Source organism: Modestobacter sp. SYSU DS0904 (genome assembly GCF_054051115.1).
Map to the genome: position 1 here is coordinate 45,214 of NZ_JBJHAQ010000022.1, position 22,205 is coordinate 67,418.

General features: G+C 72.0%; 21 protein-coding genes. 9 read left to right on the plus strand and 12 right to left on the minus strand.

The window, feature by feature from the left end; all coding sequences use genetic code 11:
- Position 1 precedes the first annotated feature (1 nt).
- Positions 2–1,021, minus strand: a complete 1,020-nt coding sequence (locus ACI79U_RS14540; protein WP_457069565.1) for a TRAP transporter substrate-binding protein — start codon at positions 1,019–1,021, stop codon at positions 2–4.
- A 175-nt stretch (positions 1,022–1,196) separates the two neighbouring features.
- Here ACI79U_RS14540 and ACI79U_RS14545 point away from each other — a divergent pair, with 175 nt between their 5' ends.
- The 4 genes from ACI79U_RS14545 to ACI79U_RS14560 are packed head-to-tail and all read left to right on the plus strand — an operon-like array spanning position 1,197 to position 4,602.
- Positions 1,197–2,240 carry a zinc-dependent alcohol dehydrogenase gene (locus ACI79U_RS14545; RefSeq protein ID WP_457069567.1) on the plus strand — a complete coding sequence of 348 codons (1,044 nt, stop codon included), beginning with the start codon at positions 1,197–1,199 and terminating at the stop codon, positions 2,238–2,240.
- A gap of 36 nt (positions 2,241–2,276) precedes the next feature.
- Positions 2,277–3,032, plus strand: coding sequence for an SDR family oxidoreductase (locus ACI79U_RS14550; protein WP_457069569.1), 756 nt, complete (start codon positions 2,277–2,279; stop codon positions 3,030–3,032).
- Complete coding sequence (locus ACI79U_RS14555; RefSeq protein ID WP_457069571.1) at positions 3,029–3,640, plus strand: bifunctional 4-hydroxy-2-oxoglutarate aldolase/2-dehydro-3-deoxy-phosphogluconate aldolase; 612 nt, start codon at positions 3,029–3,031, stop codon at positions 3,638–3,640. Before ACI79U_RS14550 ends, ACI79U_RS14555 begins: the two co-directional genes overlap by 4 nt.
- Positions 3,637–4,602, plus strand: a complete 966-nt coding sequence (locus ACI79U_RS14560) for a sugar kinase (protein ID WP_457069573.1) — start codon at positions 3,637–3,639, stop codon at positions 4,600–4,602. The genes ACI79U_RS14555 and ACI79U_RS14560 overlap by 4 nt, the downstream gene beginning before the upstream one ends.
- Positions 4,603–4,689: 87 nt before the next feature.
- On the opposite strand, the gene ACI79U_RS14565 is transcribed toward ACI79U_RS14560, so the two are convergent.
- A complete protein-coding gene (locus ACI79U_RS14565; RefSeq protein WP_457069575.1) occupies positions 4,690–4,824 on the minus strand; it encodes a hypothetical protein in 135 nt (44 codons plus the stop codon).
- Positions 4,825–5,003: 179 nt separating this feature from the next.
- Here ACI79U_RS14565 and ACI79U_RS14570 point away from each other — a divergent pair, with 179 nt between their 5' ends.
- Complete coding sequence (locus ACI79U_RS14570) at positions 5,004–5,384, plus strand: hypothetical protein (protein ID WP_457069577.1); 381 nt, start codon at positions 5,004–5,006, stop codon at positions 5,382–5,384.
- Positions 5,385–5,391: 7 nt separating this feature from the next.
- Here ACI79U_RS14570 and ACI79U_RS14575 read toward each other — a convergent pair whose 3' ends face one another.
- Both ACI79U_RS14575 and ACI79U_RS14580 read right to left on the minus strand, forming a co-directional pair.
- On the minus strand, positions 5,392–5,730 hold the full coding sequence (locus tag ACI79U_RS14575) for a hypothetical protein (protein ID WP_457069579.1): 339 nt from the start codon (positions 5,728–5,730) through the stop codon (positions 5,392–5,394).
- A 76-nt stretch (positions 5,731–5,806) separates the two neighbouring features.
- Entirely contained in the window at positions 5,807–6,406 is a 600-nt protein-coding gene (locus ACI79U_RS14580; RefSeq protein WP_457069581.1) for a TetR/AcrR family transcriptional regulator, read from the minus strand.
- A gap of 136 nt (positions 6,407–6,542) precedes the next feature.
- Between ACI79U_RS14580 and ACI79U_RS14585 the strand changes: the two genes are divergently transcribed.
- The 3 genes from ACI79U_RS14585 to ACI79U_RS14595 are packed head-to-tail and all read left to right on the plus strand — an operon-like array spanning position 6,543 to position 11,913.
- Entirely contained in the window at positions 6,543–7,847 is a 1,305-nt protein-coding gene (locus ACI79U_RS14585; RefSeq protein WP_457069583.1) for an MFS transporter, read from the plus strand.
- Positions 7,844–9,643, plus strand: a complete 1,800-nt coding sequence (locus ACI79U_RS14590) for a glycoside hydrolase family 3 protein (RefSeq protein ID WP_457069585.1) — start codon at positions 7,844–7,846, stop codon at positions 9,641–9,643. Before ACI79U_RS14585 ends, ACI79U_RS14590 begins: the two co-directional genes overlap by 4 nt.
- The gene (locus ACI79U_RS14595; RefSeq protein ID WP_457069587.1) at positions 9,640–11,913 is read left to right on the plus strand and encodes a glycoside hydrolase family 3 C-terminal domain-containing protein; all 2,274 of its coding nucleotides are present in this window, start codon (positions 9,640–9,642) and stop codon (positions 11,911–11,913) included. The genes ACI79U_RS14590 and ACI79U_RS14595 overlap by 4 nt, the downstream gene beginning before the upstream one ends.
- Positions 11,914–11,983: 70 nt before the next feature.
- On the opposite strand, the gene ACI79U_RS14600 is transcribed toward ACI79U_RS14595, so the two are convergent.
- The 8 genes from ACI79U_RS14600 to ACI79U_RS14635 form a co-directional block, all read right to left on the minus strand.
- A complete protein-coding gene (locus tag ACI79U_RS14600) occupies positions 11,984–12,865 on the minus strand; it encodes a sugar phosphate isomerase/epimerase family protein (RefSeq protein WP_457069589.1) in 882 nt (293 codons plus the stop codon).
- Between the two features lie 9 nt (positions 12,866–12,874).
- Positions 12,875–13,657 (minus strand): SDR family NAD(P)-dependent oxidoreductase, encoded by a 783-nt coding sequence (locus ACI79U_RS14605; protein ID WP_457069591.1) that lies wholly within the window; start codon positions 13,655–13,657, stop codon positions 12,875–12,877.
- A gap of 86 nt (positions 13,658–13,743) precedes the next feature.
- Positions 13,744–14,721: a sugar ABC transporter substrate-binding protein gene (locus tag ACI79U_RS14610; RefSeq protein WP_457069593.1), complete on the minus strand. Its 978-nt coding sequence runs from the start codon at positions 14,719–14,721 to the stop codon at positions 13,744–13,746.
- Positions 14,722–14,801: 80 nt separating this feature from the next.
- Positions 14,802–15,794, minus strand: a complete 993-nt coding sequence (locus ACI79U_RS14615) for an ABC transporter permease (RefSeq protein ID WP_457069595.1) — start codon at positions 15,792–15,794, stop codon at positions 14,802–14,804.
- Between the two features lies 1 nt (position 15,795).
- Positions 15,796–17,319 carry a sugar ABC transporter ATP-binding protein gene (locus tag ACI79U_RS14620; protein WP_457069597.1) on the minus strand — a complete coding sequence of 508 codons (1,524 nt, stop codon included), beginning with the start codon at positions 17,317–17,319 and terminating at the stop codon, positions 15,796–15,798.
- On the minus strand, positions 17,316–18,404 hold the full coding sequence (locus tag ACI79U_RS14625; RefSeq protein WP_457069599.1) for a zinc-dependent alcohol dehydrogenase: 1,089 nt from the start codon (positions 18,402–18,404) through the stop codon (positions 17,316–17,318). Before ACI79U_RS14625 ends, ACI79U_RS14620 begins: the two co-directional genes overlap by 4 nt.
- A gap of 39 nt (positions 18,405–18,443) precedes the next feature.
- Entirely contained in the window at positions 18,444–19,424 is a 981-nt protein-coding gene (locus ACI79U_RS14630) for a transketolase family protein (protein WP_457069601.1), read from the minus strand.
- A complete protein-coding gene (locus ACI79U_RS14635; protein WP_457069603.1) occupies positions 19,424–20,302 on the minus strand; it encodes a transketolase in 879 nt (292 codons plus the stop codon). Before ACI79U_RS14635 ends, ACI79U_RS14630 begins: the two co-directional genes overlap by 1 nt.
- A gap of 291 nt (positions 20,303–20,593) precedes the next feature.
- Here ACI79U_RS14635 and ACI79U_RS14640 point away from each other — a divergent pair, with 291 nt between their 5' ends.
- The gene (locus ACI79U_RS14640) at positions 20,594–22,093 is read left to right on the plus strand and encodes an aldehyde dehydrogenase family protein (protein WP_457069605.1); all 1,500 of its coding nucleotides are present in this window, start codon (positions 20,594–20,596) and stop codon (positions 22,091–22,093) included.
- Positions 22,094–22,205: the final 112 nt, after the last annotated feature.

Genomic DNA, 22,205 nt, shown 5'->3' on the forward strand with positions numbered 1-22,205 from the left:
ATCAGCCGCGAGCGGCTTCGATGGCGTCGTAGATCCCCTGCTGACGCTCGGTCGTCACCAGCTCGTCGTGCAGCGGGAGCACCGCTTCACGGAAGGCGTCGGCATCCGCCTCGACGAACGTCGCGCCGGCCTCTTCGGCCTCGGTCTTCGCGGTCTCGACCGCCTCGCCGAAGGCGGCGAGCTCGGTGTCGATCGACTCGGCGAGCAGCTCTTCGAAGATCTCCCGGGTCTCGTCGTCGAGCGAGTTCCACGTGCTGGGGCTCGCGATGAGGTAGTCGGGCATCATCAGGTGCTCGGTGTAGGAGTAGTACGGCGCGATCTCGTCGTGCGAGAGCGACGAGTAGATGAGCTCGTTGTTCTCGCCGCCGTCGATGACGCCGGACTGGATCGCGGTGTACACCTCGTCCTGGGCCATCGGGGTGCCGACGCCGCCCATGAGCTCCATCATGCGGACGTTCGTGTCCGAGCCGATCACCCGGATCTTGAGACCGGCGAGGTCGTCGGGCGTCTCGACCGGCTTGTCCGTGTACACGTTGCGCACACCACCGTGGTAGGCGGCGAGCACCTCGATGTTGTCCTGCGCGAGCGAGTCGTACAGCTCGCCGACGATCTCCTGGTCGTTGAGCACCTCGAGCTGGTGCTCGGGTGACTCGTAGACGTAGGGCAGGTTGACCACCGAGAAGTCGGGCTCGAGGCTCTCGAGCAGCGAGCCGGCCACGAAGGCGAAGTCGATGGTGCCCGACTGGACCTGCTCGATGGTGGCCTCCTGGGCACCCAGCGTGCCGTCGGGGAACAGCTCGAGCCGGTAGCGACCGTCGGTCTGCTCCTCGAGCTTGTCGGAGAGCTCGAGGATGGCCTGGGCCTGGGGGTGCGCCTCGTTCTGGTTGAAGGCGACGCGGAACACCTGGGTGTCTCCGCCGCCGCCCTCACCGGAGCCGGACCCGGAGCCGCAGCCCGTCAGGGTGAGGGTGACGACCGCTCCGGTCGCGACGACGCTCGCGATGCGCTTGTGCGCCAGCATGGGGACTCCTCTTTGAGTTGACACCGGTCACCTTCGCGCCGGCGCTTCGACCTCGGGCCACCATACGCAGACGGAACCTGGTTTCGCCAGATGGAACTTTTGACGGAACTGTGTTCCACTTCGACGAGCGGCAGCGTGCAGCACGTGTGTCGACGGCACTCGGAGAGGAGACCTGGTGGGAGCTGGCGAGTACACGGGCGGAGGACGAGCCGCCGCCTACACGGGTGCGGGTCGCATCGAGGTCCTGCACAACGCCGTCACCGGACCGCAGCCAGGCCAGGTGCAGATCCGCGTGGCGTACTGCGGCATCTGCGGCACCGACCTGCACATCCTGCACGGCGACATGGACCACCGGGTGAGCCCGCCACAGGCGATCGGTCACGAGATGAGCGGCACCGTCGAGGCCGTCGGCGACGGGGTCGAGAACGTGCGCCCGGGTGACTCCGTCACCGTCATGCCCTTGGACTGGTGCGGCGACTGCCCCGCCTGCCGCGCGGGCCACCAGCACATCTGCCACCGCCTCACCTTCGTCGGCATCGAGACCACCGGCGCCATGCAGGAGCTGTGGACGGTGCCCGAGTCGGTCGTCGTCCCGCTCCCCAGCGGGGTGTCGCTGAAGCACGCCGCTCTGGTCGAGCCGCTCGCGGTCGCCTCGCACGACGTGCGCCGCTCGCGTCTGGCCGAGGGCGAGACCGCGCTCATCATCGGCGGCGGGCCGATCGGTCAGCTGATCGCCCTGGTCGCCGCACAGGCCGGCGCGCACGTCGTCCTGAGCGAGCCCAACGCCGACCGTCGCGCCTTCGCCGCCCGGCACGGCGCGACCGTCGTCGACCCGATCAACGAGGACCTCGCCTCCCGCGTGCAGGAGCTCACAGCCGGTGCGGGAGCCGACGTGGTGTTCGAGGTCGCCGGCGTCGCCGCGACCGCACTCGAGGCCACGGCGCACGCCCGCACCCGGGGCCGTGTCGTCATGGTCGCGATCCACCCACGCCCCGTGCCGATCGATCTGCACCGGGTCTTCTGGCGCGAGCTCGAGCTGCTCGGCGCACGCGTGTACGAGCGCGAGGACTTCGAGCACGCGATCGCCCTGATCGCGCGGGGCGCGATTCCCGCCGACGAACTCATCAGCGCGACCGTGCCGCTCGAGCGCACTGCCGAAGCGTTCGAGAGCCTCACCCGCGCCGAGTCGATGAAGGTCCTCATCGATGTGCAGCACTGACCTCGCACCGACCGACCCTCAGACGGGAGCACCAGCATGACCGCGATGTTCGACCTCACCGGCACCACCGCCGTCGTCACCGGAGCGCGCCGCGGCATCGGATTCGCCATGGCCGAGGCGCTCGCGGTCGCGGGCGCCGACATCATCGCGGCCTCCGCCGGCCAGGAGGAGGACGGCGGCGCGATCGGCCGCCGCGTGCGCGAGCTCGGCCGCGAGTTCGAGGGACACCGCGTCGACTTCCGCGACCGCGAGGCCGTCACCGCCTTCGGCGCGAACGTGGCCGGGCGCACCGACATCCTCGTCAACAACGCGGGGACCATCCGCCGCGCCCCCGCTGCCGAGCACCCCATGGAGTGGTGGGACGAGGTGCTCGACGTGAACCTCAACAGCCAGTTCGTGCTCACGCAGCAGATCGGCACGTCGATGATCGAGCGCGGGCGCGGCAAGGTCATCTTCACGGCGAGCCTGCTCAGCTTCCAGGGCGGCATCAACGTCCCCGGCTACGCCGCGGCCAAGTCGGGCATCTCCGGACTCACCAAGGCCCTCGCCAACGAGTGGGCACCGATGGGCGTGACGGTGAACGCGATCGCCCCCGGCTACATCTCCACCGACAACACCGAGGCGCTGCGCGGCGACCCCGACCGCTCGCAGGCGATCCTCGCTCGCATCCCCGCCGCCCGCTGGGGCCAGGCGAGCGACCTCGGCGGCGCCACCGTGTTCCTCGCCTCCGCCGCCTCGGACTACGTCACCGGCGTGATCCTCCCGGTCGACGGCGGGTGGCTCGGGCGATGAGTGGAGACCACCCGCTGTTCACCCACCGAGTGGTGCCGCTGGCCTCCGTCTCGCACCCGGACACGATCGATGCGATCGGCGAGGGGCTCGTCGCCGGCGGGCTGCCCGTGGTCGAGGTGGCACTGCGGGGTGAGTTCGGCATGACGGCGGTGCGGCGCCTCGCCGAACGCGAGGACCTGCTCGTCGGCGCTGGCACGGTGCTCTCGGTCGAGCAGGCCCGGGCGGCCGTCGACGCGGGCGCGCAGTTCCTCGTGAGTCCCGGCTTGGACCTGGAGGTCGTCGGCTTCGCGCGTGAGGCCGGCGTGCCGATGGTGCCCGGCGTGATCACGCCCACCGAGGTGCAGAGCGCCCGCGCCGCCGGGCTCACGCGACTGAAGCTGTTCCCGGCCGGGGTGTTCGGCGGGCTGTCGCTGATCGACGCATACGCATCGGTGTTCCGCGACATCCGGTTCATGCCGTCCGGCGGCGTCTCCCCCGGCAACCTCACCGACTACCTCTCGCGCGCCAGCGTCTTCGCGGTGAGCGGCAGCTGGATCACGCAGGCCGCGGACGAGGGTGGCGACGCTGTCGCCGCACGCGCCCGCGAGGCCGTCGAGGCGGCCGCGTGAGCACCTCCCCCACCGATGTCGTCGTCGTCGGTGAGAGCCTCGGCCTGCTCGTCGGCGAGCAGGCCGGGCGCCTCTCGCGCGGCGAGCGGATGCGGCTGACCTTCGGTGGTGCGGAGAGCAACGTCGCGATCGGGGTGTCCCGACTGGGCGGCTCGGCCGCATGGATCGGTCGCCTGGGCGCCGACGCGGTCGGCGCGATGATCATGCGTGAACTGCGCGCCGAGGGCGTCGCCGTGCATGCGGCGACCGAGTCGGCAGCGGCGACCGCGCTCATGCTCAAGGAGCGCGTGCGCCCCGGCGCCAGCCGCATCAGCTACTACCGGCGCGGGCAGGCGGGCAGTCGGCTGTCTCCGGCCGACATCCCGACCGACGTGGTGACCTCGGCGAAGGTGCTGCACCTGACCGGGATCTCGGTGGCGTTGGGGGCGGGGCCCCGCGATGCTGCGACGCACGCCGCTGATCTCGCCCGCGGGAGCGGCACGCTCGTGTCGTTCGACGTCAACCACCGCGCCACGCTCGTCGACGACATCGAGGAGGCGCGATGCGGCTACCTCGCCCTCGCCGAACGCGCCGATCTGCTCTTCGCCGGCAACGACGAGGCGGAGCTCCTCACCGGGGAGCGCGACCCGGAGCGGCAGCTCGACGCGATGCTCGCGCTCGGTGCTCAACAGGCGGTGGTCAAGCTCGGTGCAGACGGTGCGATCGCGGCGACGGCGAACGGCGACCGCCTGCGCCAGGGCGCGTTCCGGGTGTCAGCCGTCGACACGGTCGGCGCGGGCGACGCCTTCGTCGCGGGCTGGCTCGCCTCGTTGGTCGATGGCGGCGACCTCGACGCTCGGCTCGACACCGCCATCCGCTGCGGAGCGCTGGCCTGCCTGACCGAGGGCGACTGGGAAGCCGCCCCGACGCGGCTCGACCTCGCCTCGCTGGACGCGAGCCACGTGGACCCCGTCTCGCGTTGAGGAGCTCCCTCCGGCGCCAGCACGACTTCGTGTGCGGCGAGCGACGTCCCGCCGAGCAGACGACACCGCGCACGCGGCCCGGTGTGCCTAGCGGGCGGCCGGTGCGGTGACCGAGCGGGTGATCTCGTCGTCCTGGTCGGTGAACTGGCCGAAGGTCGCCAGCCCGACGACTCCCCCGGCGACGGCCAGCGTCAGCACCGACGCCGCCGCTCGGCCCCACACGCTCGACTGCGATGCGGCGGGTCGTCGCCGGGTTCGGGTCACACCCCGGATCGTGTCGGTCGCCGATCACCCGCGGTAGCGGGACGCCCCGGGTTCATCCGGTCAGGCGTCATCCCCCGCCGGGCCGGCAAGTGCCGCGCGGTACCGGAACCGTCGGTGGCGGCGGGCAGGCTGGGGGCATGGTCGCCTTCTTCGTCCCCCGCGCCGCCGACGCCGAGCAGTCCGAGCGGCTCTACGACGCGCTGGCGGAGTTCGCCGGCTGCGAGCCGGCCCCGGCCGGCGAGCGGGTCCGGGCGATCTCCTTCCCGCACGACGACGCCCGGTGGACCGCCGAGGTGGGCGAGGAGCTCCGCGGCGAGCGGACGACGCGACTGCTGCGCCGCGGCGAGGTGCTCGAGCACACCGAGACGCTGACGTCGGCCTCCCGGGTGCTGGCGATCTACCCCGGGTCGCCGTTCACCGTCGTCACCGATGCCCAGCCGATCACCGGCGCCGCCTCGGAGTGGGCCAACCCGTTCACCGCCAGCCCCGACCAGGTCACCCACTTCGACCGGCGGTGAGGCCGGCTCAGCCGGCGGCCGCCACCGCCGGACGCGCTCCGCGGGCCTCCCGGCTGACCAGCGGCACCACGGCCAGCGCCAGCAGGCCGTAGAACGCGGCCAGCTGCCCGCCGATCGGCCAGACGAGCAGGAAGAAGCTGGCCAGGAAGAGCAGGTGCAGGGTCAGCAGCACCACCCACGCCCCCCGGCTCCCCCGCCAGGCCAGGAAGGTGAGCACCGCGTCGACGGCCAGCCACGGCAGCGGGAACTCCCCGCTCGGGTCGCCGGGCAATTGCGCCACCAGCAGCGCCGCAGCGTAGAGACCGACGAACCACAGGTACGGCGCACGCACCGTCAGCCCGAGCATGGGCACACCCTGGCCGGGTCCACCTCGCGGTGCAAGGTCCCGGGCCGTGCACGGACACCTGCGCACGCGCGCTCCGCTACAGCGGGTCGACGAGCATGCCGTTCACCCAGTAGCGCAGCTCGGCGGCCATGTCGGTGGAGTCGCGGTCCAACAGCCACTGCACCTGCAGCCCGTCGGTCAGCGCGATGACCCCGACCGCCGCAGCCCGGGGGTCGACCCCCGGCCGGAGCTCGCCGGCCACCGCCACGGCCTCGAACGCCCCCTGCAGCAGGGCGCGCACCCGCGCATACCGCTCCCGGAAGTAGTCGTGGGCCGGGTGGCCGACCGCCGTCGCCTCCGCGGACAGGACGCAGTAGAGCTCGATGATCCCGGGGCGCCCGGCGTTCGCCGCGACGAGCGCGATGAGCCGGCGGAGCACCTCGAGGCCGTGCGCCGACTCGAAACCCCACTCCTCGACGTCCCGCTCCTCACGGTGCGCGAGGACCGCGGCCAGCAGCTCCTCCTTGCCGCCGAAGTGGTGCAGCAGCGCGACGTGGGAGATGCCGACCCGCTGCGCGATCTCCCGGACCGAGGCCGAGCGGTAGCCGACCTCGCCGAACAGCGTCATCGCGACGTCGAGGATCTCGGCGCGGCGGGCGCGACCCTTGGCGTACCCCCGGGTGGCCGGAGCCGTCATGCCGACCTCCTCCAGATCCAGTCGGGACGTGGTCCACACGATCCTCTCAGGCGATGAATCTTTACCAGCTGGTAAAGATTGGTCTACCGTCCCCGCCACGGCGACCAATGGAGGTCGCACCGGACCGGGAGTCGTCATGACCGTCCCCCCGCACGAGCCCGTGCTCACCGCCGCCGCCGAGGCGGCGACCCCGCTCCCCGTCAAGGAGCCGGCCGGCCGCGAGCCGGCGGCCTACCTGCCGACGCTCGCCCTGACCAACTTCGGCGTCTACATCGCGCTGCTGACGCCGGTCATGCTGACCATGGCGCTGAAGGTCCAGCACCTGGTCGGTGAGGAGCGGCAGGCATCGGTGCTCGGCACCGTCCTGGGCGTCGGCGCGCTCTTCGCACTGGTCTGCAACCCGCTGGTCGGCCGGCTGTCGGACCGCACCACCTCACGGATGGGCATGCGCCGGCCCTGGATCATCGGCGGAGCGATCGGCGGGTTCCTCGGCCTGCTCCTCGTCGGCACCGCCAGCAGCGTGTGGATGCTGCTGGTCGGCTGGTGCATCGCCCAGGCGCTGCTCAACGGCACCCTGGCCGCGGTCAACGCAACGCTGCCCGACCAGGTCCCCGAGCACCGCCGCGGCCTGGCCTCCGGGCTGGTGGGCATCGGCATCCCGTTGGCGATCCTCACCGGTTCGCTGATCGCCAACCTGTTCAGCTCCGACGTCACCCGTTTCGTCGCGCCGGCTGCCCTCGGCCTGCTGTTGTCCTTCCTCTTCGCCGCCCTGCTCAAGGACAAGGTGCGCGCGAGCAAGCCCACCGAGCGCTTCGGCCCCCGGGAGTTCCTCGGTTCGTTCGTCTTCGACCCGCGCAAGCACCCGGACTTCGGCTGGACCTGGCTGTCCAAGTTCCTGGTGATGTTCGGCTACGCCGGCATCGCCACCTACCTGCCCTACTTCCTGCAGAGCCAGTTCGGGCTGGATGAGTCCCAGGTGGTGGCGACCGTGCTGGCGGCGAGCGCGGCCAGCGCCGTGGCGATGATCCTGTCCAGCGCGGCCGGTGGCTGGCTGTCCGACCGCGCCGGCAAGCGCCGTCCGTTCGTGGCCGCCGCGGGCGTGATCATGGTTCTGGGGCTCCTGCTGCTCGCCTTCGCGCCGAGCGTCGGCGTCGTCGTCCTCGCCCAGGGGATCATCGGGCTGGGTGCCGGCTCGTTCATGTCGGTCGACCTGGCGCTGGCCACCCAGGTGCTGCCCGACCCCGAGGACACCGCGAAGGACCTCGGGGTGCTCAACATCGCCAACGCCCTCCCCCAGTCGCTGGCTCCCCTCATCGCACCGGCGGTGATCGCGCTCGGCGACGGAACGGCCCTGGGCGGCTACCCGACCTGGTACGTCTTCGGTGCGCTCGTCGCGCTGGCCGGTGCGCTCGCCGTCTACCGCGTCCGGTCGGTCCGGTGACCGCGATCCAGGAGGCCATCTACCGGGACCCGCAGGCCCCGGTCGCCGACCGGGTCGAGGACCTGCTCGCCCGCATGACGCTGGCGGAGAAGGCCGGCCTGATGTTCCACACGATGCTGACCGTCGGTCCGGACGGCACGCTGCCCGAAGGCAACCCGGCGTTCGGGCTGCCCTCCGCGCAGGAGATGGTCGTCGGCCGCTCGATGGCTCACTTCAACCTGCTCGGCGCCGCCCCCACCGCCCGGGAGCTCGCCCGCTGGCACAACCGGCTGCAGGAGCTGGCGGCGTCGACCCAGCTGGGCATCCCGGTCACCGTCTCCACCGACCCGCGCAGCGCGTTCACCGACAACCCTGGGACGGCGGCGATGGCCGGCCCGTTCGCGCAGTGGCCGGAGCCCCTGGGCCTGGCCGCGATCGGTGACCCGGAGACGGTGGCGCACTTCGCCGACACGGTTCGGCAGGAGTATCTGGCCGTCGGCCTGCGGGTGGCGCTGCACCCGCAGATCGACCTGGCCACCGAGCCGCGCTGGTCGCGGATCAACGGCACCTTCGGGGAGGACGCCGAGCTGACCTCCCGGCTCGTCGTGGCCTACGTCCGCGGCTTCCAGGGCGAGCAGCTGGGGACGGCGTCGGTGGCGACGATGGTCAAGCACTTCCCCGGCGGGGGCCCGCAGCGCGACGGCGAGGATCCGCACTTCGCCTACGGCCGCGAGCAGGTCTACCCGGGGGACAACTTCGAGCACCACCTGCTCCCGTTCGAGGCGGCGTTCGCCGCGGGCGCCTCCCAGGTGATGCCCTACTACGGGATGCCGGTGGGCACGCAGTACGAGGAGGTCGGCTTCGGCTTCAACTCCGGCGTCATCACCGGCCTGCTGCGCGAGCGGTACGGCTTCGACGGGATCGTCTGTACCGACTGGGGCCTGCTCACCGATGCGGTGATCATGGGCCAGGAGATGCCGGCCCGCGCCTGGGGCCTGGAACACCTCAGCCCGCTGGAACGGGCCGAACGTGCGCTGGCCGCCGGCGTCGACCAGTTCGGCGGCGAGGCCTGCCCGGATCTCGTCGTCGAGCTCGTGGAGTCCGGCCGGGTGCCAGAGGCCCGCATCGACGTCTCGGTCCGCCGGCTGCTCCGGGAGAAGTTCGTGCTGGGGCTGTTCGACCAGCCGCTCCTCGACGAGGACACCGCGGCGGCGACCGTCGGCCGGGCGGAATTCCGGGCCGCCGGCGAGGCCGCCCAGCGCGCCGCGCTCACCCTGCTGACCAACGGCCGGGACGACGCGCCCCTGCTGCCGTTCGCCCGGGGGCTTCGGCTGTACGTCGAGGGCGTCGACCGCGCCGTCGCCGCCCGGTACGGCGACGTGGTCGACGCACCGGAGCAGGCCGACGTGGCGGTTGTCCGGTTGGAGGGTCCCTACGAGCCGCGGCCCGGCGGTTTCGAGGCCTTCTTCCACGCCGGGTCGCTGGAGTACCCGGTCGAGGAGCGCGAGCGCGTCGTCCGCCTCTGTGCGACCGTGCCGACGGTGGTGGACGTGCACCTGGACCGTCCCGCGGTCATCCCCGAGATCGCCGCGGCCGCCGCCGCGCTGCTGGCCAGCTTCGGCTCCAGCGACGCCGCCCTGCTCGACGTCCTCACCGGGACCGCCTCGCCCCGCGGCCGGCTCCCCTTCGACCTGCCGTCCTCGACCGATGCGGTGCTCGCCAGCCGCACCGACGTCCCCTTCGACACCGAGGCCCCGCTGTTCCGCTTCGGGCACGGCCTCACCTACGACCTGCCCTCTGGAGGCGCATCCGCATGACCCTGGCAGCACCCTCCACCCGCCTCGACGTCCCCGCCCTGCTCGCCCAGCTGACCTTGGAGGAAAAGGCGTCGCTCTGCTCCGGGTCGGACTTCTGGCACACCCAGCCCGTCGAGCGGCTGGGCATCCCAGCGGTGATGGTCACCGACGGCCCGCACGGGCTGCGCAAGCAGGCCGGGTCCGCCGATCATGTGGGCCTGAACGCCTCGGTGCCGGCCACCTGCTTCCCGACAGCCGCCGCGCTCGGCTCCTCCTGGGACCCGCAGCTGCTCCAGCGGGTCGGGGCTGCCCTCGGGACGGAGACCCGCGCCGAGCAGGTCGCCGTCCTGCTCGGGCCGGGGATCAACATCAAGCGCTCCCCGCTGTGCGGCCGCAACTTCGAGTACCTGTCGGAGGACCCGCTGATCAGCGGGGTGCTCGGCGCCGCCCTGGTCCGCGGCATCCAGAGCCAGGGCGTGGGCACCTCGCTGAAGCACTACGCGGCCAACAACCAGGAGACCGACCGGCTGCGGGTCTCCGCGGAGGTGGACGAGCGCACGCTGCGCGAGATCTACCTGGCCGGGTTCGAGCGGGTGGTCACCGAGGCGCAGCCGTGGACGGTGATGTGCTCCTACAACCGGGTCAACGGCACGTACGCCGCCGAGCACCCGTGGCTGCTCACCGAGGTGCTGCGCGACGAGTGGGGCTTCGACGGCGTCGTCGTCTCCGACTGGGGCGCGGTCAACGACCGGGTCGCCGGCCTGGCCGCGGGCCTGGAGCTGGAGATGCCGGCCAGCGGCGGGGTCGCCGACGCGCAGATCGTCGCCGCGGTGCGGGCCGGAGAGCTGGACGAGGCGGTGCTCGACCGGGCGGTCGAGCGGCTGCTGACCCTGGTGGACCGGGCGTTGCCGGCCGTCGTCGAGGGTGGCCCGTTCGACCCCGCCGCCCACCACGCGCTGGCCCGCGAGGTGGCCACCGAGTGCGCGGTGCTGCTGAAGAACGACGCCGGCCTGCTCCCGCTGGACCCGGCCGGCACCGGCACGATCGCTGTCATCGGCGAGTTCGCCCGCACCCCCCGCTACCAGGGCGCCGGTAGTTCGCAGGTCAACCCCACCCGGCTGGACGACGCGCTCGCCGCGATCCGCGAGGTGGCCGGGGACCGCGTCACCTTCGCCGCCGGCTTCGGCGTCGACACCACCGCCGACGACGAGGCGCTGCGCGCCGAGGCGGTCGCCGCCGCCCGGGACGCCGGGGTCGCCGTGGTCTTCCTCGGCCTGCCGGCCAGCTACGAGTCCGAGGGGTTCGACCGGGAGCACATCCACCTGCCGGAGAACCAGGTGGGCCTGCTGCGCGCGGTGGCCGAGGTCAACGATCGGGTCGTCGTGGTGCTGGCCAACGGCTCGGCGGTGCAGGTGTCGGACTGGGAGCAGCACGCCCGCGCCGTCCTGGAGGGGTGGCTGCTCGGGCAGGCCGGGGGCACCGCCGTCGCCGATCTGCTGTTCGGCCGGGTCAACCCGTCCGGGCGGCTGGCCGAGACGATCCCGCTGCGGCTGGAGGACAGCTCCGCGCATCTGAACTTCCCCGGGGAGTTCGGGGTGGTGCGGTACGGCGAGGGGGTGTTCGTCGGCTACCGGGGCTACGACGCGAGCGCGCAGCAAGTGAGCTATCCGTTCGGGCACGGGCTGTCCTACACGACGTTCGGCTGGTCGGACCTGGCCGTCACCGTGCACGGTGCCGACGCCGAGCACCCGGTGACCGTGGCGGTGACAGTGACCAACACCGGTGACCGCCCCGGCAAGGAGGTCGTCCAGGTCTACGTGGGCGACCCGGTCAGCCAGGTCGTGCGCCCGGTGCGCGAGCTGAAGGCCTTCACCAAGGTCGACCTGGCGCCGGGGGCGTCGCAGCGGGTGGAGCTGGCACTCACCCGGCGGGACCTGAGCTACTGGCACCCCGTGCTGCGGGACTGGGTGCTCGAAGGTGGGGAGTTCGACATCGCCGTAGGGGCGTCGTCGCGGGACCTGCGGCTGACCGGGACGGTCACCGTGGAGACCCCGCCGCTGGGGTTGCCGCTGGATGACGACTCGACGCTCGACGAGTGGCTGGCGCACCCCGCCGGCGGCCCGCTGCTGGCGCCGCTGGTGGCCGGCGCCGGCGGGATGCTGGCCGACCCGGAGCTGCGCAAGATGATCGGCAGCATGCCGATGCGCAAGCTCGCCGCCTTCCCCGGGTCCCCGGTGACCCTCGAGGTGCTGGCCGGGTTGCGCGCCCAGCTGGACGACTCGGCCGCCTGACATCCGGGCGGCCCGGGGACTCAACCCCCGGGCCGCCCGGATGGACCGGTGGACACGCGGCGCGCGGCGTTCAGCTCGGGCTGTCGCTGACCGACCCCGCTGCCGCCTCGGCCTTCCGGACCAGCTCGATCGCCTCCGCGGCGACGGCAGCCCCGTCGGTGTAGGGCTGCCGCCAGATGCCGAGCAGGTCACTCGCCTCGCTGGACAGCACCGAGCGGGAGAACGCCTCCAGCCCGATCCGCCCGCGGTAGCCGGCGCCGATCGCCGCGCGCACCACCGCCTCCGCGTCCACCGAGCCGGTCGACAGCGGCCCCCGGCCCGACTGGCCGAGCTCCAGGTAGCCGAGCACCGGCACCGTCTCCCGGACCGCGGCGGTCATGTCGGCCTCCTCGACCGCCATGTGGAAGGTGTCCAGGTGCACCCGCAGGTGGTCCGACCCGCTCGCCGCCACGAAGTCCCGCGCCTGCCCGGCGGTGTTGATCAGCGCCGTCTCGTAGCGGTTGAGCACCTCGAAGGTCATGGCGACCCCCTGGTCGTGCGCGGCGTCCGCGACCGCGCCGAGCTGGACGGCCGCGCGCTCGAACGACCCCGCGGACGCCGCGGTCGGCGCCCGCCCGAACAGCCCGTAGGAGACGCCGTTCATCTGGTCACCGCCCAGCGCCACGGTGGCCTCGACCATCCGCCGCAGCGCCTGCGCCCCCCGCTCCTGTTCAGCGGGGTCGCTGGAGGAGACGTCGGCGCCCGGTGCCTGCCCCGCGATGGTGATCGGGGCGAGCCCGTGGTCGCGGAACAGCGCCGCCCACTCCCCCAGCGGCGCGCTCTCCGGGTCGATCGGGGGCAGGACGACGGCGGAGTACCCGAGGTCGGCCAGGGTGCGCAGCGCGGAGCGCAGGGCCGGCTCCGCCATGTCCGGCACCAGGACGTTGAGGTGGCATGCGACGGGGATCGACACGGCGGCCTCTCAGAAGGTGGGCAGGTCGAGGCGCTTCTTGAACACCGAGTACCCGTCGTCGACGTGCACGACGGTGCCGTTGATGACGTTCGCCTCGTCGGAGGCGAGGAACGCGACGACGTCGGCGATCTCGCTGGGTTCGGTGAGCTTCCCCCGCAGCTGCTCGGAGGCGAAGGTCGCCTTCAGCTCCTCGCTGAACTGGTTGATGATCGGGGTGCCGACCCGGCCGGGCGTGATCGCCACCGCCCGGATGCCGTACTCGGCCAGCTCGTAGGCCGCCGACCGGGTGAAGGAGATGACGGCGGCCTTGGCGGCGCTGTACGTGAACGCCAGCTCCGCCGCCTGCTCGCCGTAGATCGACGAGGTGCTGATGATGACGCCGCCCGTGCCCTGCGCCTTGAACTGGCGGCCGGCGGCGAGGATGCCGTAGTAGACGCCGTCCTGGTCGACCCGGATCATCGGCGCGTAGTCGACGGCGGGGTCGTGCTCGAGCAGCGGCTTGCCGCCGGCGATGCCGGCGTTGTTGAAGATGACGTCGAGCTTGCCGAAGACGTCGACCGCGCGCTGCACGGCGGCCTCGACGTCGGCGTACACCGACACGTCGGCCTGGGCCGCCGCGACGGAGCCGGGGTGGCCGTCGGCCTCGATCTCGGCGACGACCTTCTCCGCGCGCTCCAGGTCGATGTCGACCACGAGGACCTTGGCGCCCTCGCGGACGAACTTCTGCACCGTCGCGTGGCCGATGCCGCTGGCCCCGCCGGTGATGAGGGCGACCTTGCCTTCCAGACGCATGGGTACTGCCTTCCTGGTGTCGTTCAGGGGTGGTGGCGGTGGATGGGGAGGGGGCAGGCCGATCCGGCCCGCCCCCGCGCCTCGCGTCAGCCGGTGGCTTCGATGTCGCCGGCGTTCTCCCGGGTGACGAGGGTGACCTCGGTCTCGACGAAGTTCTCCTCGGGCAGCTCGCCGGTCTCGGCGTAGGTCTCCATGTACTCGATCACCTGGTCGAGCACCGCGGGCCAGTCCTGCACGACGGTCGCGTAGAACGGCCCGTCCTTCTGGATCTCGGCCAGCGCGATGCCGACCGCGTCCACGCCGGTCACGTAGATGTCGTCGCGCCCGGCCTCGTTGATCGCCTGGGTGGCGCCGACCGCGGCGTGGTCCCAGCCGACCCAGACCCCGTCGAGCCCGTCGGGGTTGGCCTGCAGGTAGTCGGTGACGAACCGCAGTGCCTCCTCCTGCGAGGTACCCGGGCTCAGCACCTGGCGGATCTCGCCGCCGGCGATGTTGGCGCCGCCCTCGGTGAGCAGCTCCTCGGCCATCCGGCTGCGGGTGCTGATCCCCACGTGCGGGTCGTGGCCGATGACCATCACGTCCTTGCCCTCGAGGCCGCCCATGGCCTCCTCGAGCGCGCCGACGGTGAGCTCGGCGATCTGCTGCTGGTCGGTGGTGACGTCGACGACGAAGTCGTCGTTGGGCTCGACGCCGCCGTCGATGGAGAAGATCGGGATGTCGTTGTTCTCCGCGGCGTTGACCAGCGGCGCGATCTGGCGGGGGTCGGGGAACCCGGCGAGGATCGCGTCCACGCCCTGCGTCACCGCCGACTGGACGTCGGTGTTGATCTTGTCGTAGTCGAAGTCGCTGGTGTAGAGGTCGACGTCCCAGCCGAGCGCTTCGCCGCGCTCCACGAAGGTGTCCATCGTCGACTTGCCGACCGGGGTGCCGTAGCCGGCGGTGAACGCCGCCACCCGGAAGCTGTCCTCACCACCGCCACCGCCGCCGCCCGATTCCGAGCACCCGCTGAGGGCGAGGCCCGAGGCGAGCCCCAGGCCGATCACCGTCGAGAACCGTCTGCGCATCATCTACTCCTTTGTCGATTGCACGCACGTGCTGGAGCCGAGTGGCGGGACGCCGCTCAGCGGGGGGGACCGGAGGGGAGCTACCGCTCGCGGGACTTGAGGGAGGAGAGCGTCACGGCGGCGATGATGATCAACCCGGTGAGGACCTGCTGGAAGTAGGTGCTCACACCGACGATGTTGAGCCCGTTGCTCATCACGCCGATGATCCCGACGCCCACCAGGGTGCCGCCGACGTTCGCGGCACCGGACCGCAGGATCGTCATGCCGAGGAAGACGGCCGCGACGGCGAGCAGCATGTAGTTGTTCGCGCTCGTCGCGCTGGCGCTGCTCAGCCGGCTGACCAGGATGATCCCGCCGATCGCCGAGACGAACCCCGCGGCGGTGAAGGCGAGGAACCGTGCGATCGACACGTTCACCCCCGACAGCCGCGCCACCTCCGCGCTGCCGCCCACGGCGTGCCACCGCCGGCCGACGGTCGTGAAGCGCAGCAGTGCCCAGACGATCAGGGCGACGGCCACCGCGAAGAAGATCGGCATCGGGATGCCCAGCGGCCTGCTCTGCCCGATCCAGAAGAAGCCCTCGGGCATCCCGTAGAGCGTGGTGCCGTCGGTGACGATGAAGGCCAGCCCGCCCACCGAGGTCAGCGTCGCCAGGGTGGCGACGAAGGGCGACAGCTTCATGTAGGCCACGAGGAAGCCGTTGACCATGCCGACGAGCGTGCCGGCGCCGAGGCCGGCGATGATCGCCAGCGGGATCGGGACACCCGCCACCAGGAGCGCCGCGGTGGTCGCTCCCGACAGCGTCGCGGTCACGCCCACCGAGAGGTCGAAGGCGCCCACGACCATCACCATCGTCTGGGCCGACGCGATGATCGCCAGGATGGCGATCTGCTCCAGGATGTTCCGGACGTTGCCGAAGCTCAGGAACGCACCGGGGCGCAGCACGCCGAACAGGACGATCAGCGCGACCAGGGCGAGGAGCGTGCCGCCCTGCCACAGCAGCTGCTTGACCGGGGCCCGGTCGCTCGGCGTCTTCGCCGGTGCCGTCGCCGGCGGCGCGTCGGTCGTGGCCATGTCAGGCCGTCCTTCCGTAGCAGTAGGAGAGCAGGGTCTCTTCGTCGGCGTCCGCGGCCGGGACCTCGCCCGAGATGCGGCCCTCGTGCATGATCACGATCCGGTCGGACAGGCCGATGAGCTCGGGCAGCTCGGAGCTCACCGCGATGACCGTCGTGCCGCCGGCCGCGAGCCGGCGGATCAGCCGGTAGATCTCCGCCTTCGTGCCGACGTCGATGCCGCGGGTCGGCTCGTCCATCAGCAGGATCTTCGGCCGGCGGGCGAGCATCTTGCCCAGCACGACCTTCTGCTGGTTGCCCCCCGACAGGTTGCCGACCTCCTGGCGCGGCCCGCGGGCCTTGATCTGCAGGTCGCTGAGCGCCGACTGGGCCAGCTGCGCGATGGCCCGGTTGGACACCCACCCGGCCCGGCTGACCGCCGGCAGGTTGGCGACGGCGATGTTGTTCTGGATGGAGTCGCCCAGGATCACGCCCTGGCTCCGCCGCTCCTCGGGCACCAGCGCGATCCCGGCGTCGAGCGCGCGGCCCACCCCGAAGTGCGCCGGCAGGGTGGCGTCGGAGATGGTGATCGAGCCGGACACCCGCTTCTGCGCCCCGGCCAGCAGGCGGAGCACCTCACTGCGGCCGGCGCCGGCCAGCCCGCCGATGCCGAGCACCTCCCCGGCGTGCACGCGGAACGAGACGTCGTGCACCCGGCGCCCGGTGAGCCCCTCGACGGTCAGCACGACCTCGCTGGTGGCGGTGTCCCGGGCCGGGAACATCTCCCCCTGCGGGCGACCGACCATCGTGGAGATGACCTCGTCGATGTCCGTCTCGGCGATCGACCGGGTCACGATGGTCTCGCCGTTGCGCATGATGGTCAGCCGGTCGCACAGCTCGAACACCTCGTCGAGCCGGTGCGACACGTAGACGATCGCGACGCCCTCGTCGCGCAACCGGCGCAGCACGGCGAACAGGTCGTTGATCTCGGTGTCGGTCAGCGACGCGGTCGGCTCGTCCAGGATGAGCACCCGGGCGTCGGTGGCCAGGGCCCGGGCGACGGCGACCATCGTCTGCTGCACCGGTGACAGGTCCCCGGCCAGCCGGCGCAGCGGGATGTCCTGGTTGAGCCGGCTGAGCTGCTCCCCGGCGCGCTGGTGCAGCCGCCGCCAGCTGACCAGCCCACCACTGCTGGGCGTCCCCTCCCCCAGCAGGATGTTCTCCGCGACGCTGATCGTGGGGACGATCGACAGCTCCTGGTAGAGCGCGACGACGCCGCTGCCGTGCGCTTCGCGGACGTTGGCGAAGTGCACCGCCTCGCCGTCCCGCCGGATCTCGCCGGCGTCGGGCTCGAGCAGGCCGGTGACGACCTTGATCAGGGTCGACTTGCCCGCGCCGTTCTCCCCGAGCAGGGCGTGGATCTCCCCCGGCTGCACCGACAGCCGGGCACCGTCGAGGGCGAAGACGCCGTCGAAGTGCTTGCTGATGCCGACCGCCTCGAGCGCCGGCGTGCCCTCGACCACGGGCGTCCGCAGGGTGCTGGTCACCGCTGGGTCCCTGGGTCATGGACGTCCAGGTCGTGGTGGTCGAGGTCGTTGCACCGGATGAGCACCTTCGGGTGCTCGCCGGACAGGTGCGCGGCGAAGGCCTCGATGGCCTGGTCGAACGGGAACCAGGTGGCGGTCAGCGCATCGAGGTCCAGCAGCGGCAGCAGCTGCACCGCCCGCGGGAAGGCGTAGGGCGAGACGAAGACACCGGTGAGGGTCAGCTCCTTGAGGTACAGGAAGTCCGACAGGTTCAGCGGCATCTCGAACTCGGCGGGGTACATCGCGCCGTAGACGACGGTGCCGCCCTTGGCCGCGAGGTCCAGCAGCCCGCGCACCGCCCGGGGCGAGCCCGACGCGTCGATCACCACGTCGTACCCGCGGCCGCCGGTGATCTCGGACGCCCGGGCCGCCTGGTCCTCGCCGACCGGGTCGATCACGTGCTCGGCGCCGGTGGCCAGCGCCATCTCCCGGCGGTCGGCGATCGGCTCGATCAGCGTGAGCGACGTGGCCCCGTGCAGCCGCAGCACCTGGAGCGCGAGCTGCCCGATCGGGCCGCCGCCGCAGACCGCGACCCGGTCCCCGACCCGCAGCCGGGCCTTGTCGGCCATCCGGACGGCGACGGACACCGGCTCCAGCAGGCACCCGTGCCGCAGGCTGACCGAGTCCGGCAGCCGGTAGGCCTGCGACTCGTGCCAGGTGACCGTCTCGGCCATGCCCGGGCGGTTGTAGTCCTGGATGTTCTCGCAGAACTGCTGCCGCCCGTCCCGGCACGGGCCGCAGCTGCCGCAGAACCGCAGGAAGTTGCCGGCGACCCGGTCGCCCACCCGGATCCCGGTGCGGACGCCGTCCCCCACCGCCTCCACGACACCCGAGAGCTCGTGCCCGAGGCCGATCGGCACCTCGGTGCCGAAGAACCCCTCCGCCAGGTGCGGGTCCGAACCGCAGATCGCCGCGTAGGCGACCCGGATCCGGACGTCCTCGGGGCCGAGCGGCTGGTCGGGCAGGTCGACGATGCCGATCCTGCCGCGGGCCGACTCGTCCGGGTCGCGCAGACTGCCGATCTTGGTGACCGCGACTGTTCTCATCCGTCTCTCCGTTGAGCTGATCGAGAATGGGGGAAGGGGTCAGTGGGAGGTGGGCCAGGACGGCTGCGCGATCACCCGGCGGGTGGCCGCGACCGTCGCCGCGAGGCCGTAGCCGTGCTTGTCGCGCAGCTCCTCGTCGTCGCCGAAGCCGGCGTAGACCTGCGGGATGCCGAGCCGCTCGAACCCGGTGAGGTGGATGCCGCGGTCGGCGACGACGTCGGCGATGCGGCTCGCCAGCCCGCCGTAGGCCAGGTGGTCCTCGACCACCACGAACCGGCCGCCGGTCTCCTCCGCGCACTGGGCGATGAGCTCGGCGTCGATGGGCTTGAGGGTGAACATGTCGACCACCCGCACCGAGCGGCCGTCGACGGCGAGCTCCTCGGCGGCCTGCAGGGCCTGGGCCACCGTCGTCCCGTGGGTGAAGATCGTGGCGTCGGTGCCGTCCCGGGCGACGATGCCCTTGCCGATCCGGACGTCGTGCTGGCCCTCCTCGTACAGGACCTTGTCCTTCTTGCCGACGGCGAGCCGGATGTACAGGGGGCCCGGCATGGTCATCGACTGGCGCAGCACCTCACCGACCATCATCGGGTCGCCGATCGAGGTGACGGTCATGTTGGTGAGGGCGCACATCAGCGCGAGGTCCTCGACCGCGTAGTGCGTGGAGCCGCCGTTGCCGACCAGCCCGCCGTGCGTCCCGATGATCTTGACCGGCAGGTTGGGGTAGCAGACGTCGGTGCGGATCTGCTCCAGCGCCCGCATGCTCAGGAAGGGCAGCATGCCGGAGACGACCGGGATGTTGCCGTCGTAGGCCAGGCCGGCGGCGATGCCGACGCAGACCTGCTCCGCGAGGCCGACGTCGATGAAGCGGTCCGGGAACGTGTCCTGGAACTCCACCAGCGTCGCGCCGATGTCGGGGGTCAGCACCCAGAGGTTGTCGTGGGTCTTCCCGAGCTCCGCGAGGGTGGACCCGATCACCGACCGGGCCGACAGCATCTCGCCGAACGTGAACGTGACCGGCATCAGACCGACTCCTTCTCTCGGGAGGCCGCGAGGGCCGCCAGTGCTCGCTGGAGGTCCTCGGCACCGAGCGACCCCGCGTGCCAGGCGAGGTTGCGCTCCATGAAGTCGACGCCCTTGCCCTTGACCGTCTCGCAGATGACCACCGTGGGGTGGTCACTGTCGGGCGCCGGCAGCTCGTCGATGGCCCGGACCAGGGAGGCCATGTCGTGGCCGTCGATCTCGACGACGTTCCAGCCGAAGGCCCGCCACTTGTCCGGGTAGGGCTCGAAGGCGATCCGCTCCTCCGCGTGGCTGGTCATCAGCTGGCGGTTGCGGTCGATGAAGGCCACCAGGTTGCCGAGCTTGTTGCTGCGGGCGGCCATCGCGGCCTCCCAGACCGAGCCCTCACCGGTCTCCCCATCGCCGAGCAGGCAGACCACCCGGTGCTCCTCGCCGCGGTTCCGGCCGGACAGCGCCATGCCCACCGCGAGCGGGAGGCCGTGCCCCAGAGAGCCGGTGGAGGCCTCGACCCCCGGCAGCTGCACCTTGCACGGGTGCATGCCGTAGGCGCTGTCGAGCTTGCCGTAGGTCTCGACGATCCCGTCGTAGGAGAAGAACCCGCGCATCGACATCGCGATGTACATGCAGACCGCGGCGTGGCCCTTGCTCAGCAGGAACCGGTCGCGCCGGGGGTTGCTGATGTCGTCCGGGTCGACCCGCAGGCCGTAGTGGAACAGCGCGGTGAAGATGTCCGCCGCCGAGAGGTCGCCACCGATGTGGACTGCGCCCTCGTACGTACCGCACAGGTGGAGCAGCTTGGACCGCAGCTCGAAGGCCCGGTCCTCCAGCTCCGGCACGGAGGGCCGCTCGGCCTCCAGCCAGGCCATGTCGTCTCTCATCCTCGGAACCCCTCGTCGATGACCGTCAGATGCGGTGGATCGAGGCCGCTGCGCACGAGCTGTCCAGCGCTCGGGCGGGCCTCGATGTTGAGTGACCTGCGTCACATTAACAGTGATTGGTTCACATGTGAACACTGTGGTCGGGACCACATTAACCAGCTAGGGTTCACATGTAAACACCTGGTCCCACGCTTCGCGGGACACCGCGGCCGGCGCCCTCCCGGGCCCGGCCCGGTGCCTCCGTCCGGGCGCCCGACCAGCAACGGAACACACAGAGAGGTGGCGATCCGCATGACGGGTACGACGAGCACCACGGCTCCGGTGACGACGGGGCTCTACATCGGCGGGCAGGAGCGGAGCACGGACGACGTGCTCGACGTGGTCGACCCCGCCCGGCCGGGCGTCGTCGTCGGCCACGCGGCCGCGGCGTCGAGGGAGGACGTGGCCGACGCCGTCGCGGCGGCGAAGGCGGCCTACCCGGCCTGGTCGGCGCTGCCGGCCACGGAGCGCGCGGCCCAGATGGCCGCCGCCATCGAGGGGATCGCCGACGAGCGTGACGAGGACGCCCGGGTGCTCTCGCTGGAGAACGGCAAGATCGTGCACGAGGCCTGGGTCGACGCGCTGGTCTTCGAGATCCGGTGGCAGCTCGCCCTGTCCATCGCCGAGGAGGTGGACGCGACCAAGGTGCTGCCGCCCGCCCCCGGGATCCCGGTGGAGACCACCGTCGCCTACCAGCCGATCGGCGTGGTGACCGTGATCGTCCCGTTCAACTGGCCGATCGCGATCCTCGCGGCATCACTCCCCCACGCACTGCTGGCCGGGAACGCGGTGATCGTCAAGCCGCCGCCCTCCACGCCGCTGGCGACCACCCGCCTGGTGCAGCGCGTCGCCGAGAAGCTGCCCCCGGGCGTGCTCAACGTGGTCACCGGCCGGGACAGCGAGATGTCCGGCCTGATCGACAACCCCGACGTCGCGAAGGTCTGCTTCACCGGCAGCGTCAACGGCGGGAAGAAGATCATGGAGATGGCCTCCCGCAGCCTCACCCGGGTCACCCTGGAGCTGGGCGGCAACGACCCCGCGATCATCCGGGCGGACGCCGTCCTCGACGACGACCACCTGGACCGGCTGTTCGGCGCGGTCTACGACACCACCGGCCAGATCTGCATGAACGCCAAGCGGCTGTACGTGCACCGGTCCCGCATGGACGAGCTGGTCGCCGGGCTGACCGCACGGCTGGAGAAGGTCGTCCTCGGCCACGGTCTGGCCGAGGGCACGACGATGGGCCCGCTGCACCAGCCCGCGCAGAAGGCCTTCGTCACCGAGCTCATCGACGAGGCGAGGTCCGCCGGCGCGACGGTGCTGGAGTTCGGCGAGCTGCCGGGCGGGGAGTACGCCGAGGGCAACTTCCTGCGTCCGGCCGTCGTGGTCGACCCGGACCCGTCCCTGCGGGTCGTCACCGAGGAACAGTTCGGCCCGGTCATCCCGGTCATCCCGTTCGACGACGACGCCGAGGCCGTCCGGCTGGCCAACGACACCTGGGCCGGCCTGTGTGCGTCGGTCTGGACCGCCGACAGCGACACCGCCAACCAGCTCGGGTCGCAGCTGGAGTGCGGGTACGTCTGGGTCAACGACCACGGTGCGGCGCGGCTGGACCTGCGGGCCCCGTTCGGCGGCATGAAGGACTCGGGCATGGGGCGCGAGCAGGGCATCGAGGGCGTCCGCGCGTTCCAGGACACCCGCTCCATCGCCCACGCGGCGAACGCGACAGAGCAGGCCGGAGCCGCGCACTGACGCACGGTGGGGGGGGGGGGGGGGGGGGGGGGGGGGGGGGGGGGGGGGGGGGGGGGGGGGGGGGGGGGGGGGGGGGGGGGGGGGGGGGCGGGCCGGGGGGCGGGGGGGTGCG

What these genes read in the sequence shown, in the direction of transcription:
- ACI79U_RS14605 (WP_457069591.1), bottom strand. Translation starts at nt 13,657, where the DNA reads ATGCGTCTGGAAGGCAAGGTCGCCCTCATCACCGGCGGGGCCAGCGGC.
- ACI79U_RS14580 (WP_457069581.1), bottom strand. Translation starts at nt 6,406, where the DNA reads ATGACGGCTCCGGCCACCCGGGGGTACGCCAAGGGTCGCGCCCGCCGC.
- ACI79U_RS14625 (WP_457069599.1), bottom strand. Translation starts at nt 18,404, where the DNA reads ATGAGAACAGTCGCGGTCACCAAGATCGGCAGTCTGCGCGACCCGGAC.
- ACI79U_RS14635 (WP_457069603.1), bottom strand. Translation starts at nt 20,302, where the DNA reads ATGAGAGACGACATGGCCTGGCTGGAGGCCGAGCGGCCCTCCGTGCCG.
- ACI79U_RS14615 (WP_457069595.1), bottom strand. Translation starts at nt 15,794, where the DNA reads ATGGCCACGACCGACGCGCCGCCGGCGACGGCACCGGCGAAGACGCCG.
- ACI79U_RS14570 (WP_457069577.1), top strand. Translation starts at nt 5,004, where the DNA reads ATGGTCGCCTTCTTCGTCCCCCGCGCCGCCGACGCCGAGCAGTCCGAG.
- ACI79U_RS14595 (WP_457069587.1), top strand. Translation starts at nt 9,640, where the DNA reads ATGACCCTGGCAGCACCCTCCACCCGCCTCGACGTCCCCGCCCTGCTC.
- ACI79U_RS14585 (WP_457069583.1), top strand. Translation starts at nt 6,543, where the DNA reads ATGACCGTCCCCCCGCACGAGCCCGTGCTCACCGCCGCCGCCGAGGCG.
- ACI79U_RS14575 (WP_457069579.1), bottom strand. Translation starts at nt 5,730, where the DNA reads ATGCTCGGGCTGACGGTGCGTGCGCCGTACCTGTGGTTCGTCGGTCTC.
- ACI79U_RS14555 (WP_457069571.1), top strand. Translation starts at nt 3,029, where the DNA reads ATGAGTGGAGACCACCCGCTGTTCACCCACCGAGTGGTGCCGCTGGCC.
- ACI79U_RS14550 (WP_457069569.1), top strand. Translation starts at nt 2,277, where the DNA reads ATGACCGCGATGTTCGACCTCACCGGCACCACCGCCGTCGTCACCGGA.
- ACI79U_RS14610 (WP_457069593.1), bottom strand. Translation starts at nt 14,721, where the DNA reads ATGCGCAGACGGTTCTCGACGGTGATCGGCCTGGGGCTCGCCTCGGGC.
- ACI79U_RS14630 (WP_457069601.1), bottom strand. Translation starts at nt 19,424, where the DNA reads ATGCCGGTCACGTTCACGTTCGGCGAGATGCTGTCGGCCCGGTCGGTG.
- ACI79U_RS14540 (WP_457069565.1), bottom strand. Translation starts at nt 1,021, where the DNA reads ATGCTGGCGCACAAGCGCATCGCGAGCGTCGTCGCGACCGGAGCGGTC.
- ACI79U_RS14640 (WP_457069605.1), top strand. Translation starts at nt 20,594, where the DNA reads ATGACGGGTACGACGAGCACCACGGCTCCGGTGACGACGGGGCTCTAC.